The following is a 13,428-nucleotide window of genomic DNA, read 5'->3' as shown; positions in this document are numbered from 1 at the left end:
AGCCCTATCTTAGAGGGAAACATGTGATGGCATCTGTGAAAAATATGAAGGTCGGGGTTCGCCTCGGCGCAGCGTTCAGTTTAGTGATCCTGCTTTTGATTATCGTGAGCGCAACAGCAGTATTGAAAATCAACAACATAAACAGCGCTGTAGACAGTATCGTCAGCGACCGCTACGTTAAAGTCCGCCTTGCTTTTGACGTCCGTGACGGCGTGAATGAACAGATAAAGTATCTGCGCGGGATGGTGATCGATACCACGCGCCCACAATTTAACGTCAAGCGTTACGGCCAGCTTGAAGACGCAACGAAAAAAACCACTCAGGCCATTGATAAAATTGCTCAGTTGCAGACAACAGCCGTAGGCAAAAAGAAAATCCAGGACGTTATTGAAGCCGCTCAGGTTTTTGAAAAGGCCAAAACGGAGCTGATCGCGATGATCCGAGCAGGCAACGCAGATGAGGCGGCTGCATTTGCACTGCAAAAAATGACGCCTTCGCAAAATACATTTCTTAATCTGGCGAGCAAATTTGCCGACTCCCAGTCCAGCCAGCTTGTGGCGGAAGGTGCAGTTGCCAACACGGAAGGCGATACCGCCATCCAGATCACCTTGATCTTCTCTGGACTTGCCGTGGTCGCCGCGTTCCTGCTGGGCTTCTTCCTGACCCGCTCTATTGTGCAGCCGCTGCGTGAAGCCGTGACCATTGCCGAAAACGTGGCGGCGGGCGATCTGCGCACCGTGATCCAGGTCAGATCTACCGATGAAACCGGTCAGCTGATGCTGGCACTGCAAAACATGAATGAGAACCTGCTGCGTATTGTTACCGAAGTGCGTTCCGGTACTGACCTGATCCACACCGCCTCCAGCGAGATCTCTGCCGGTAACATGGACCTTTCTTCCCGTACTGAGCAACAGGCCAGCTCACTGGAAGAGACCGCCTCCGCAATGGAACAGATGACCTCTACCGTGAAGCAAAATGCGGATAACGCCCGCCAGGCTAACGAACTGGCCGCGCTTGCCTCTAAAGTTGCGATCCAGAGCGGTGACGCGGTGAAACAGGTGGTCAGCACAATGGATATGATCAACGGCTCCTCCCGGAAGATTGTTGATATTATCAGCGTGATTGACGGCATCGCCTTCCAGACCAATATTCTGGCACTGAACGCAGCGGTGGAAGCGGCGCGTGCTGGTGAACAGGGGCGTGGTTTTGCGGTGGTGGCCTCCGAGGTGCGCAGCCTGGCACAACGCTCCGCTTCAGCGGCGAAAGAGATTGCGCAGCTGATTCAGGACTCGGTTGCCAGGGTGGATGAAGGCGGCAGGCAGGTTGCTAAAGCGGGCACTACCATGGAAGAAGTGCTGACCAGCGTGAAAAGCGTGACCTCTATTATGGGCGAGATTTCCATTGCCAGCTCGGAACAGAGCACCGGCATTGATGAGATCAGCATGGCTATAACCCAGATGGACCAGGTTACGCAGCAGAACGCCTCGCTGGTCAATCAGTCTGCGGCGGCAGCCCAGTCGCTACAGGAGCAGGCGGAACAGCTCTCTCTGGCGATCAGCGTCTTTAAGGTAAACGACACGCACGCCTTACCAGCCTGAGTCAGTCAGATAGAAAAGCGTTAACAAACGGCCGGAAACGGCCGTTTGTGCATCCCATGCTTAAGCGCAAAAAAACCGTGCCGATGCCTTTGGAAGCCGGTATAAAACAGATTACTATACGAATTATCTTAAGCCTGATTCAGATGGATGTACGCACGTTGAAACCCTTTCTTCACCGTTTGCTGGCCCTGCTCGTTGTTGTGACTCCACTCAGTGGACTGGCCGCACGAACCGCACCCGATCCGCTGCTTGCGTCCCAGATTGTTGACCGCTACGCGCAGAACATCTTCTATAACACCAAAGCGACCGGCATGGCGATGGTGGCCATTGATGCCAACCAGCGCGTGTTTGCCAGCCAGGGCGCTATCCGTCCGGGCAGTAAGGTTCGCCCGCAAAAAGATTCCGTTATCCGGATCGCCAGCCTGACGAAATTGCTGACCAGCGAGCTGTTAGTCAAACTCTCTGAGCAGGGCGTGGTGAGGCTTGACGATCCGCTGAGTAAATATGCTCCCTCTGGCAGCAGCGTCCCCAGCTATGCCGGGCAGACTATTCGCCTGATTAATCTTGCCACCCACACCAGCGGGCTTCCCCGCGAACAGCCCGGTGGCAAGCCGCATCGCCCGGTGTTTGTCTGGCCGACATACAGCCAGCGCTGGAGCTGGCTGAAGAGCGCGCAACTGAAGGCCGCGCCGGGCAGCCAGGCCGCTTACTCCAACCTGGCGTTTGACTTGCTGGGCGATGCGCTCTCTAAAGCCGCGGGCGTATCTTATCCCGCGCTATTGCAACGAGAGATTACCCGCCCGCTGGGGATGAAAGACACCACCTTTACCCCCTCTCCGGATCAATGTAGTCGCCTGATGGTGGCCGAAAAAGGCGCCAGCCCGTGCCTGAATACGCTGGCTGCCATCGGCAGCGGCGGCGTCTACTCTACCCCGGAGGATATGGGCCGCTGGATGCAGCAGTTCCTCTCTTCTGACATACATCCCCGCACTGCACAGGCAGACCGTATTCAGACCATGATTTATCAGCGTGACCAGCTGACCAGGGTTATCGGTATGGATGTGCCAGGCAAAGCGTCTGCACTGGGCATGGGATGGGTTTATATGGCTCCGCAGGGCGGCAGGCCGGGAATTATTCAGAAAACCGGCGGCGGCGGCGGTTTTATTACCTATATGGCGATGGTGCCGCAGTACAGCGTGGGCGTATTTATAGTGGTGACCCGCTCCGCGCAGACGCGCTTCACGCCCATGAGCGATGGGGTGAATAATCTGCTGACGGAACTGATTGGCAATACGCCGGACAGCGCGCAGCTTGCGGCAAGCATTATGGCTAATTAACTGAGCGAAATAGCGGAGCGGAATAAGCCTTACCGCTGCGGAAACAGTGCTGTAAAGTTTTCTGCTCCAGCTAATGATAAGCACTCAGTAACGCCAGAATAAGGGCGTATGGTGCAAATTCGGCTGACTCTGGCTCTGCTTTAATTCCGCAAATTGACCTCTTCGGGACGGGAAATCTCGTCCCGGAGTGATCTTTATCAATACTTCCTTCGCTTGTTCCTGCGCATATTTCCCTGCGACCTCTCTTAAAAAAATAAAAACCTTCCGCAGGAGCAAATATGCAACACAGAATGGTACTGAACGAAACCGCCTGGTTTGGCGCCGGATCTCTTTCGCAAATCGTGAATGAAGTAACGAAACGAAACTTTAAAAAAGCGCTGCTGGTAACAGATAAAACCCTTATCAAAGCGGGCGTGGTAGAAAACGTTACCGCCCTGCTGACGAAGCATCAGCTGCCTTTTATCATTTATGACGAGGTGGTGCCCAATCCCACTATCGCCACCGTGCAGCAAGGCGTTGAGTTGTTCAAAAGTTCAGGTGCGGACTACCTGATTGCGGTGGGGGGTGGTTCGCCGCAGGATACCGCCAAAGCGATTGGCATTATTATCAATAATCCCGAGTTCGCTGACGTGCGCAGCCTGGAAGGGGTTGCGCCTACACGCAACGCCAGCGTACCGCTTATTGCCATCCCCACGACTGCCGGAACGGCCGCGGAAGTCACCATCAATTATGTGATCACCGACGAAGAGAACCGCCGCAAATTTGTCTGCGTTGATCCGCACGCTATCCCCATCCTGGCGATTATTGATGCTGAGATGATGGCGAGCATGCCGCCCGCCCTGAAAGCCGCCACCGGCATTGATGCGCTGACACATGCCATTGAAGGGTATATCACCAGGGGCGCATGGGAGCTTAGCGATGCGCTGCACCTGAAAGCGATTCAGATCATCACCCGATCGCTGCGGGCTTCTGTTGCCGGAGAGGCGAAAGGGGTGGAAGAGATGGCGCTGGGCCAGTATATCGCGGGCATGGGCTTCTCGAACGTCGGGCTGGGGCTGGTACACGGCATGGCGCACCCGCTGGGCGCGTTTTACAACGTTCCTCATGGCGTTGCTAACGCCATCATTCTGCCGCACGTTATGGCATGGAACGCGGAGTTCACTGGGGAAAAATACCGGGATATTGCCCGCGCAATGGGCGTAGCCAGAGTCTGCGGCATGGATCTGAATGAAGTGCGTGCCGCTGCCGTGCAGGCGGTGAAGCAGCTCTCTGCGGATGTAGGTATTCCAGCCAGGCTGCGTGATGTGGGAATGAAAGAGGAAGATATCCCCGCCCTGGCACAGGCCGCGCTGGACGATGTCTGCACCGGTGGTAATCCCCGTGAAGCAACCCTGGCGGAAATTACCGAACTTTATCGTCAACTTTACTGAGCCAACCTGGAGGGCCTGGTTTCTGCTGGGATCAGGCCTGTGGTAGTGCAAGAGAATAGTCTTCGGGCAGAAGCCATCCCATAGCGAAAAAGCCACGCCAGCGCGCCGGGTTTGCGCAAACCAGCGACGTTCCGCAGAAACTGTGGCGGGTTTCTGTCCTTTCAAGAGTAACGGTCACCATGATGCAGTGACCTGCCCTTTACCCCCTTGCAGGTTAAACCGCAGCCAGCATACCGCCATCGACAAACAGCAGATGCCCGTTCACAAAGTCAGAGGCTTTTGAAGAGAGAAACACCGCCGCGCCAACCAGCTCTTCCGGGTTGCCCCAGCGGGCGGCGGGCGTGCGTTTGCAGAGCCAGTCGCTGAACTCCGGGTTATCCACCAGCGGTTTGGTCATCGGCGTGTCGAAATAGCCCGGCGCGATGCCGTTAACCTGAATGTTGTAACGGGCCAGCTCCACGCACATGCCGCGCGTCAGCATTTTCACCGCGCCCTTTGCTGCCGCATAAGGCGTGATGGTGTCGCGCCCCAGCTCGCTCTGCATGGAGCAGATATTGACGATTTTGCCCGCGTTACGGGCGATCATCCGCTTCGCCACGGTCTGGGAAACCAGAAACACCCCGGTCTGATTAGTGGCAATAATCTCATTCCACTCGTTTAGCGGAAACTCGGTAAAAGGGTGACGGCGCTGAATGCCGGCATTATTAAACAGTACGTCGATTGGCCCGACAGTGGTCTCAATTTTCTCAATCGCGGCCTCCACTGCCTGCGGATCGGCAACGTTAAACACTGCCGTATGCGCGGTAAAGCCTTCATCACGCAGCGTTGCCGCCGCCCTTTCCGCCCGCTCTTGTGACGTGCCGTTAATGATGATTTCAGCGCCGTGCTGCGCCAGGCCGCGCGCCATGGTAAAGCCGATGCCCTGAGCCGCGCCGGTCACCAGAATTCTTTTATTCTCTAAGCTGAAAAGCGTCATGGGTTTTCTCCAGAGTCAGACGATGGATGGGGCGGAAGCCCGGCCGCATTGTTGCACCTGATCCAGCGGCCAGAAAAGTGCAGCGAAAGTTATTCGCCTTTGATAGCGGTGTTAACAGTCGCCAGTGCCTGACGCAGTGACTTCGCCTCAATCTGGCCTGGCGCAGATGACTCGCCGGTCATACCAAAGGTGAGATCGGAGCCAAACACCTCGCCAGAAAGCCGCGTGATTGCGCCCAGCCCGCCCATCGACATCGTCAGCAGCGGCTTGCTGGAGTAGCTTTCGCGCACCTGGTTCGTGGCATCCAGCAGCCTGAGCACATCCCTGGCATCATGCGGCATCACCGCAATTTTGAGGATGTCTGCCCCCATCCGATCCTGCTTACGGAGTCGCGCTACCATCTCCGCCGTTTCCGGGGTTTTCCTGGTGTCATGGCTGGACATTACCACTTTGATCCCGGCCTTATGGGCAACCGCAAGGATCTGCTGCACCACTTCCGGCTCGCGGAACATTTCCAGATCAAGGACATCGATAAAGTGCTCACTAATCAGCGCTTTGTACAGTGCCCCGTACTCCTGATCGCTGATTTTACGCTTGCCGCCTTCAGGCTGGGTGCGGAACGTCAGGATTAGCGGCTTGCCGTTTGCCACTGCCACAATCTGTTTTCCCAGAGCAGCGACCCGGCCTGCATCGGTAGCGAAATCCAGGTAGTCAATGCGGTATTCGATCAGATCTGCGTCGGGGTTTTCACCAATGGCTTTAGCCTGAGCTAATACCTGCTCCGCCGTGCTACCCGTAGTGGGAACGATAATTTTCGGCGCGCCCTGGCCGATTACGGTATTTTTTATCTTCACCGGTGTTGCCTCCCCTGGCGTTGCTGTCACTGCTGGCTCGCTGCCTGCTGCCCATACTGATGAGGAGAGCAGCGCCCCGCTTTCTCCCCCAAGCAGCAACGCCATCGCAATAACAGAATGTCGCATATTCACTCTTTACTCCTTCAGCCATGCAGGAACCGCCACGAATATTTTTTATGGTTGCCGGCTATTTATTGCTCGCTAACTGACATGCACTTGATAATTATCATAGACAAGTTTAATAGTTCAGATGTTATCCGCAAGCTGCATGCTGCTGTTTTATCTGGCACAAACTCTCCAGGCAGCACTATTGATTATAGTCGCCTCTGTTGCGGATTAAGATTGCCTGTACAGTTTCCACCATCATTAATCACCCAGCGGGAATATTTATTTTTATGACGAAACAATTTGTCGTAGTAATCACCGTGAATTGAGCGCCTGTTCTGGCAGGATGCTGCGCACTTAGCGCGTCTCTGGTAGTTGTCATGCAGTGGTTTTCGAAGAATGCCGTTCTTTTTTCATTAAAGACCTGTCTTGCCGCTTTTCTTGCTCTTTATCTCTCGCTTGAACTTAATCTGGATAAACCAGCCTGGGCGCTGACCACCGTCTACGTCTCTTCCCAGCTCTATTCTGCCTCTACTTTTTCCAAATCGCTCTTTCGCCTGCTGGGCACCCTGCTGGGCGGATTTTTTATCTTTCTGATTTACCCGGAAACCGTGCAGTCTCCCATGCTCTTCAGCCTGTGCGTTTCGCTGTGGGTGAGCTTTTGCCTCTATCTGTCACTGCATGACCGCACGCCCAAAAGCTATGTGTTTATGCTGGCGGGTTACAGCGCGGCTATCATGGGTTTTCCCTCGGTTACCCAACCGCTCTCTATTACCGGGACGGTGATTTCGCGTATTGAAGAGATTGCGCTTGGCGTCACCTGTAGCAGCATGATCCATGGACTGCTGCTGCCCGTTTCGATGCGCAGCCTGCTGGAGCAGAGCGTCACCGTCTGGTATCAGAACGGGCGCAGGTTGTGCAGCGATCTCCTGAACGGCATTACTAAAGAGTCGGCACCGGAGCGGGAAGAGATCCTGATCCGTATGGCGCAGTATCCGCAGCAGGTCGAGACGCTGATCACGCATTGCGTGTATGAGGGAGATGCAGCGCGCAGGCTGATACGTCTGGTCAGCGTACAGTACCGGCATCTCTCTTATCTGATCCCGACGCTGATAGCGATTGAAGGCCGTCTGCACCAGATGGCACAGCTGAATATTCGTTTTCCCGAAGCGGTAGCGCTGCTCTTTCAGCAGTTTTTGCTGTGGCTGAACGCTGATGAACAGGCCAGGGAAAGCCTGGATATTCAGGCTTCCCTTGAAGCCGGTCAGCGAGATCTCAAAAACGCCTGGCGGCAGGGTGCGCTGCCCGCCAGCGAATGCCTGATGTTAACGGGATTGCTTGAGCGCCTTGCCGATTTTGTGCGCATCGCCGGGGCTTATCAGAGCGTGAACCATCTGGTCAGCGATTTATCGGGCGATACCAGCCTCGCCCGTAAGGAACGATCGCGTCCTCATACTGACACCGGCCTTGTGCTGCTCTCCGCCACGACCTCTTTTCTGGCAACCTTTGCTGCCTGTCTGCTCTGGATGGGCACCGCCTGGCGGGAAGGTGCCTCCGCACCGATGATGGCCGCAATCCTCAGCTCCTTTTTCGCCAGCGCAGATACGCCGGGCAACCCGATGAAGCTGTTTATTAAAGGGACGCTGCTCTCTATTGTTATCAGCGTGCTCTACGTGGCGGTGCTGATCCCGCAGGCCATCACTTTTGAAGGTCTGATGCTCTGCCTGGTTCCGGGGCTTTTCGCGCTTGGGTTGGTGATTGCCAACCCCGCCACCAATATGATCGGCCTGAGCGCCGCCATTCAGATCCCGGGGTTGCTTGGTATGAGTCACCACCTCAGACCCGACCTGCCTGGCGCCATTAACACGGCGATCGCTTCCATGACCGGCATCCTTATTGCGGTGGTCATCACTGCTCTTATCCGCAATAAGCGCCCCGCCTGGATTGCCCAAAGGGCGGTGCGTTCGGGCGTGCGTGAGCTGCTGCGCTTTGTGAAGGAGATGGAGCGAAACGGCTCTTCCCTGCTGGCGCGTCAGCACTTTATTACCGGCATGCTGGAGCGAGTGAACATCATTCTGCCGCGTATGCGTCTGGATCCGCATCCCGATCTGCTTCTGGCAGGTAACCTGGTTACCGAGGTGTGGCTGGGGGTAAATTGCTATGACTATTACGCCCGCAGCCGGGAGCTTCTGGGTCAGCATCACCTCGACAGCGGTCAGATGTTCCACGAACTGGCGCTGTTTTTGAAACGCCGGATGAAGTCGCTCAAGGCTAACCCGCATACCGGCCTGCTGGATGAGCTTGATCTGCTGTTGCTGGAGCTGGAAGTATTAGCGGTAAAAGATGAACAACTGTTTACGCCGCTGTTCCATCTGTACGGTATCCGCCTTTCGGTTTTTCCTGAACAGGGCTGGCCTGTGAGAGAGTTGGGGTACTTGCGGGGACGACGGTGATTTTGGGGGGACATGCAATGATTCCTGGCAATAGCTCTGTTTAGCACCTTGAGCTTTATCGCACTGATATTCAGTAATCAAAATACTTTAATTTTACTCATTCTGAATGCATTCAACGCAGGCATTAAACTTTCTGGTCTTGTTTCAGGGGCATTTTCGATTCACTTTCCTGAGTAAGTCCTCACAGAGACAAATGGCAAAATATTTTTTCCCCTCTCCCCACTCAAGTAGGCTTACCCATCTTCATCAGACTTCCGTCTCATTTTAAGAGATGCTAATTGCTGGACATACGTTAAGGCTCTGGCAATAATGTGATTTGTTCTCAGCAGGTTGGACAGTAACCGTGCGTTATTATTCACACCATATCCTTTCGGGTGCCTGTGAAAAAATAATATTCCAATTATTCTGCCTGAAAACAGGGCTGCGCTGGCGTTATATCCGGTAAAGTTTGAGTTAATGCAGATAATTATAAAGTTTCAGCTATAACCTGAAAAGGTAATTTACAGAAGCCCCGCATGTTGTTCTGGCCGGGATCCGTGAGCGCTATTTTTATAAAATAATGATTACCCCTGTTTTGACTCAATCCTTTTACTGTGGATGAGACCAGGGGACTTTTGCTTTTTGGGATAGACAAGGAAAAAGGAGAGAAAGTGGAACGCCACAATTTAGGGAAAATCAGCTTACTGACCGCAATAGTTATGCTGTCTTCAAGCTGCGCAAGTCTGCATGAAACCGGCTCTAATTATGGTACTGCTATAGGATGTATTGGCGGGGCGGCACTGGGTGGAGGCCTCACTTATTTACTCACCAAAGATGCTGGTAAAGCGATTGCCGGCGGACTGGTTGGCGGGTTAGCAGGTTGTGTGGCAGGCAATGCCTGGCAAAATCGTGAGCAGGCACTCGCCAAAATTGCCGAGGAAGAACACATCGCCATTGCTACCCGTTCATTACAGGCGCAGGCAGGCAGCGGCAAAAAGGCTGTAGGTATTGTGGCTCAGGTTGAAGACAGTGGAATGTTTGATACAGACAGTGCTCAGCTTTCAGTGGATGGTTTGCGCCAGGTCAGAAAAATCGCCTCCGTTATGAAACAAGATGATCAAAATGGCGTGGTACTGATTGTTGGTCACACTGATGCTACCGGCAATGCCAACTGGAATCAGACGCTTTCAGAGAATCGTGCGCAAAGCGTTGGCCGCGTCCTTCAGCAGGCAGGCCTGAATCCTCAGCGGCTTTATTATCAGGGTGCTGGTTCCTCCCGTCCTGTCGCTGACAATACTACTGCCAGTGGCCGTTCGGCTAACCGTCGTGTAGAAATTGTGGGTCTGGCGAATGAAACCTTGCTGAAACAGCGAGTTGAACAGGAAGGCAGTAACCTCGCCTATCTGCGTTACGGCACGCAATCTTCTGTCTCATCTACAAAATCAGTCAGTTCATCAAGGCAAACGGCCCCTGTTGTTACAAAAGCCAAACCTTCCGGTCCTTCCACTAATCGAACCCCGGTTACGACGTCCAGTAAGCAAGAGAGTGTGCAGACCGCTTCCCTGCCTGCTAACGGTAAGAACTGGATCGATTTCGGCGGTCAGCCCGTTAGCCGTTCTACTGCCTCACTTGCTGCCAATCTCAAACCACGCAGCCGTGGATTCAGCCTGATAGCTGAGGCGAACGCTAGTCCGGTGACAGGAAGCTGTCTTGCAGATAACGCCCGTGTGGCTGGTGAAGCCAAAAACCTTGCCAGCGGTAAAGCGCTGGACAGCCATAAGACCAGAGAATATTACGCAGGTATGAATGGGCGCGCCTGGGCGGGGCTGGTTAACAACCATCTGGTTACCCTCTCCCCCGTTAAGGTGTTAACGGACAATGCCACTGTGGAAGCTAATCCAAAGGTGTATATCACGCAAAATTATCAGTCCCGCGGTAACCGTAAACCAGATGCACCAATCGCCGCCGTTGCCAATGCCTGGGAAGGTGAAGAAGATATCCTTTACCGGGTTTACCTGCCAGCCAGCAACGAGCAGCCGCTTTCCTGTATCGATTTGCTGGTGCCGAAGAACGCCACGAAAGCGCAGCAGGGACAGCTTTTCTATTCAAACCATAACAGTGCTTATATGGCGGGTTATCACCCGGTCCGTAGTTAATCAAGGAACAGACAATGGAACTTTTCCAGAGCATCGCGGAAGCGATCTCCCTTTACCGTTATATTTTCTGGCCATTAGTGGGGCTGCTGGTCCTGGTCATTGTTTTTATTCGCTGGTGGGAGCAGGTCAGCTATTTTTTCCTGAATCTGTTCAGCACCCTTCCGGTAATGGGATTCATTGCGCGCTTGTCGCGCAGTAATGAACCACGCCGAACCGGCACGGGCGGAAAACTTTGGTATCCCGCAGAAGAAGCGCTCTGTGCTAAATACTGGCAGCATTATAAAACCTTTAATCATAATGCTGATTTCTATCTGCGCTGCGTTAACTATCTGAATAAAGTAGATGAGCGTGGACGCAAGCCTACCGGGCCGGTGTTGCGGTTCTGTAGTGTTGCGTTGGTATTACTGGAAGCCTTTATCTTTGCCCTGGTGCTCTCACCTTTCATCGCCAACAATATCTCTGCCAACCAGGCTGAGTTTTCAGCGGTAGTGATTTCCGTTCTGATTGGCGTGGTGCTGGTGCCAGCTACCCATTTAATGGGTGCCGAGCTGCATAAAAACAGCCTGCTCAAAAAAATTCGATACTGGTATGAAGATGCCCGCCATAACAATAATGCTGTCGGCCTCTCAAAAAATGCCCGTCTGTCGCTGGAAGAGACGCGCCTTGACGACGATCAGCCGAACTACATCCAGATGCTTAATCGCATCAGTACCAATGTGCACGTTAAGCCTCAGTACTGGGCTACGGCTATTGCACTTGCGCTGATCCTGTTCTTTGCTGTTGGCGCCTATTTTGTTCGTGCCGCCACCATCGATTCGATAGAGACTCAGGTCGTTAACGGCACGCCATTCAGTCAGACAATGGATACGCAAAGTTCGCCTTTTGATCTCCCTGCGGATGCGGTAGCGGATAACGCTAAAGCAGACAGCCAGGCGACCAAAGAGATTGGCAATAATCGCGTATTTGCTTCCAAGCTGACCTTTATTATTCTTTCGGTGATATTTGTAGGCGTACAGCTGATTGGTATTTTAATTGGTCTTTACCGCTCCTTTGCAGGGGTGGAATCTAAAATGGCGGCAAAATATGCCGGTAATTTTAGTGGCTCTGAGGAATTTTCTGCCTGGCACAGCATGCGGCGTGAGCGTGTAGAACGCGATGCACAGGAAAAACTGAGCGCGCTGCAGAACCGCCTGATGATGAAACGCACCAGCAGCCAGAGTCAGCAGCTTAATGAACTTCCCACCTTCAACGACTTCGTTAGCGGTAAGATTCGTGATAAGGCGCGCTCCGACCACGAACTGAGCGAACATCTGAAGAACGCTAACTATGCGTCTGCTACCCAGCAAGCACCTGTCCAACCTCAACAGGTTCAGGACCTGCCTCCAGTGTCTCCTGTAACAGAAGCGCCAGTGGCCGCAGCGGTTCAGGTTCTGGCAGCCAGCGACAACGACAAGGAGCGCATTAACTCTCTTGGTGATCTCGTGGGATTAGATGAGGAAGACCTGGCGCTGATTGCGGAAGATCAGGGACTGTCGCTGGAAGCGGTACTGAAGCGTCAGCGTGTACAGCAGCTGCTGAATAAAACGCGGGCGAAGGAGGGAGTATGAGAGGGCTTGCCCTGATACTGCTAAGCCTGGCGTGGTACACGCATGCTGCCGAGCGTAACGATATTCCCAGCTGTTATCACTATGCAAAGCTGGATGCGCAACGTCCTGCGGAGAGCGGGCGTGAGCTGGTGATCGTTATCGACCAGACGGTAAAAGTCCCTCTGGCGCTGAAAAAATCCATCTGGCAGCACGTTACCCGCTACGTACAGCCCGGCGACCGTGTGGTGCTGTATCAGTTCTCAGCTCTGTTACAGGACAACTACCTCAAGCGGGTGTTCGACGGCAGACTGGAGGCGCTGTTTAGCGACCAGCATGCACGTAACAATATGGGTATGGAAAGCCTTAAAAACCTTGATGCCTGCCTGGTAAAGCAAAAACAGTTTTTCGATCAGGGCATCGGGAAACTGATGGCGGGCAGCTTCGCTGCAGAAGGGGACAGCATCGCTAAAAGTGAAATCATCGACAGCCTGCATCGTATCGCTGAAGATCTTAAAAGCGATCCGGCTCCACAGAAATCGGTTATTTTGATCTCGGATATGTTGGAAAACAGCGCTTTTGGCAGCTTTTATAGTAATAACCAGATCCGCCTGATAGCGCCCGAGAAAGAGCTGGAGAGAGTAAGCAAACAGGGGCTGATTGCTGATTTTAAGGGTGCCAGTGTTTACGTGGCAGGTGCCGGGTTAATAGATACCTCAGCCAAAAATAACTATCGCTCCGGTAAGATCATGCAGCAGCTTGAGGATTTCTGGCGGCGTTACTTCTCTGCTTCTGATGCGGAGCTGATGAGTTTTGGCGCGCCTGAGCTCACTGTTGAGATAAAATAGCTATCCATTTCATTTAAATTTGAAGTTTTTGTGCCTCCGTTCAGGAGGCATTTTTTGATTTACAATCCATGCATTCTGTTATGTGATCGCGTAACTCCGATTCTTTCGA

Annotated in this window: 9 protein-coding genes; 7 read left to right on the top strand and 2 right to left on the bottom strand. The window is 53.4% G+C overall.

Going from position 1 to position 13,428, the window contains the following annotated elements:
• Positions 1 to 26 precede the first annotated feature (26 nt).
• The 3 genes from AAH450_RS17120 (at position 27) to fucO (ending at position 4,365) form a co-directional block, all read left to right on the top strand.
• Positions 27 to 1,598, top strand: coding sequence for a methyl-accepting chemotaxis protein (locus tag AAH450_RS17120; protein ID WP_342911295.1), 1,572 nt, complete (start codon positions 27 to 29; stop codon positions 1,596 to 1,598).
• A 143-nt stretch (positions 1,599 to 1,741) separates the two neighbouring features.
• The gene (gene ampH, locus AAH450_RS17115; RefSeq protein ID WP_342911294.1) at positions 1,742 to 2,935 is read left to right on the top strand and encodes a D-alanyl-D-alanine-carboxypeptidase/endopeptidase AmpH; all 1,194 of its coding nucleotides are present in this window, start codon (positions 1,742 to 1,744) and stop codon (positions 2,933 to 2,935) included.
• Positions 2,936 to 3,213: 278 nt separating this feature from the next.
• On the top strand, positions 3,214 to 4,365 hold the full coding sequence (gene fucO / locus AAH450_RS17110) for a lactaldehyde reductase (protein WP_342911293.1): 1,152 nt from the start codon (positions 3,214 to 3,216) through the stop codon (positions 4,363 to 4,365).
• A 214-nt stretch (positions 4,366 to 4,579) separates the two neighbouring features.
• Here the strand turns inward: fucO and idnO are convergent, their stop codons facing one another.
• Together idnO and aroD are read right to left on the bottom strand one after the other, a co-directional pair.
• Positions 4,580 to 5,341 carry a gluconate 5-dehydrogenase gene (gene idnO / locus AAH450_RS17105; protein ID WP_342911292.1) on the bottom strand — a complete coding sequence of 254 codons (762 nt, stop codon included), beginning with the start codon at positions 5,339 to 5,341 and terminating at the stop codon, positions 4,580 to 4,582.
• An 89-nt stretch (positions 5,342 to 5,430) separates the two neighbouring features.
• The gene (gene aroD / locus AAH450_RS17100; RefSeq protein WP_342911544.1) at positions 5,431 to 6,321 is read right to left on the bottom strand and encodes a type I 3-dehydroquinate dehydratase; all 891 of its coding nucleotides are present in this window, start codon (positions 6,319 to 6,321) and stop codon (positions 5,431 to 5,433) included.
• A 359-nt stretch (positions 6,322 to 6,680) separates the two neighbouring features.
• Between aroD and AAH450_RS17095 the strand changes: the two genes are divergently transcribed.
• The 4 genes from AAH450_RS17095 (at position 6,681) to AAH450_RS17080 (ending at position 13,319) form a co-directional block, all read left to right on the top strand.
• Positions 6,681 to 8,753, top strand: coding sequence for an FUSC family protein (locus AAH450_RS17095; protein ID WP_342911291.1), 2,073 nt, complete (start codon positions 6,681 to 6,683; stop codon positions 8,751 to 8,753).
• A 650-nt stretch (positions 8,754 to 9,403) separates the two neighbouring features.
• Positions 9,404 to 10,888, top strand: coding sequence for an OmpA family protein (locus AAH450_RS17090; RefSeq protein WP_342911290.1), 1,485 nt, complete (start codon positions 9,404 to 9,406; stop codon positions 10,886 to 10,888).
• A 14-nt stretch (positions 10,889 to 10,902) separates the two neighbouring features.
• On the top strand, positions 10,903 to 12,495 hold the full coding sequence (locus AAH450_RS17085; protein WP_342911289.1) for a hypothetical protein: 1,593 nt from the start codon (positions 10,903 to 10,905) through the stop codon (positions 12,493 to 12,495).
• Positions 12,492 to 13,319, top strand: a complete 828-nt coding sequence (locus AAH450_RS17080; protein WP_342911288.1) for a hypothetical protein — start codon at positions 12,492 to 12,494, stop codon at positions 13,317 to 13,319. Before AAH450_RS17085 ends, AAH450_RS17080 begins: the two co-directional genes overlap by 4 nt.
• The last annotated feature ends 109 nt before the right edge of the window (positions 13,320 to 13,428 follow it).

Origin of the sequence: Erwinia magellanica (genome assembly GCF_039023495.1) — a bacterium.
In the GTDB taxonomy this organism is placed as follows: domain Bacteria; phylum Pseudomonadota; class Gammaproteobacteria; order Enterobacterales; family Enterobacteriaceae; genus Erwinia.
This window is presented reverse-complemented; position numbering and strand designations above follow the sequence as displayed.

Excerpts from the sequence above, each read along its gene's own strand:
- AAH450_RS17080 (WP_342911288.1), top strand. The coding sequence starts at position 12,492 with ATGAGAGGGCTTGCCCTGATACTGCTAAGCCTGGCGTGGTACACGCAT.
- AAH450_RS17095 (WP_342911291.1), top strand. The coding sequence starts at position 6,681 with ATGCAGTGGTTTTCGAAGAATGCCGTTCTTTTTTCATTAAAGACCTGT.
- ampH (WP_342911294.1), top strand. The coding sequence starts at position 1,742 with ATGGATGTACGCACGTTGAAACCCTTTCTTCACCGTTTGCTGGCCCTG.
- fucO (WP_342911293.1), top strand. The coding sequence starts at position 3,214 with ATGCAACACAGAATGGTACTGAACGAAACCGCCTGGTTTGGCGCCGGA.
- AAH450_RS17120 (WP_342911295.1), top strand. The coding sequence starts at position 27 with ATGGCATCTGTGAAAAATATGAAGGTCGGGGTTCGCCTCGGCGCAGCG.
- idnO (WP_342911292.1), bottom strand. The coding sequence starts at position 5,341 with ATGACGCTTTTCAGCTTAGAGAATAAAAGAATTCTGGTGACCGGCGCG.
- aroD (WP_342911544.1), bottom strand. The coding sequence starts at position 6,321 with ATGCGACATTCTGTTATTGCGATGGCGTTGCTGCTTGGGGGAGAAAGC.
- AAH450_RS17085 (WP_342911289.1), top strand. The coding sequence starts at position 10,903 with ATGGAACTTTTCCAGAGCATCGCGGAAGCGATCTCCCTTTACCGTTAT.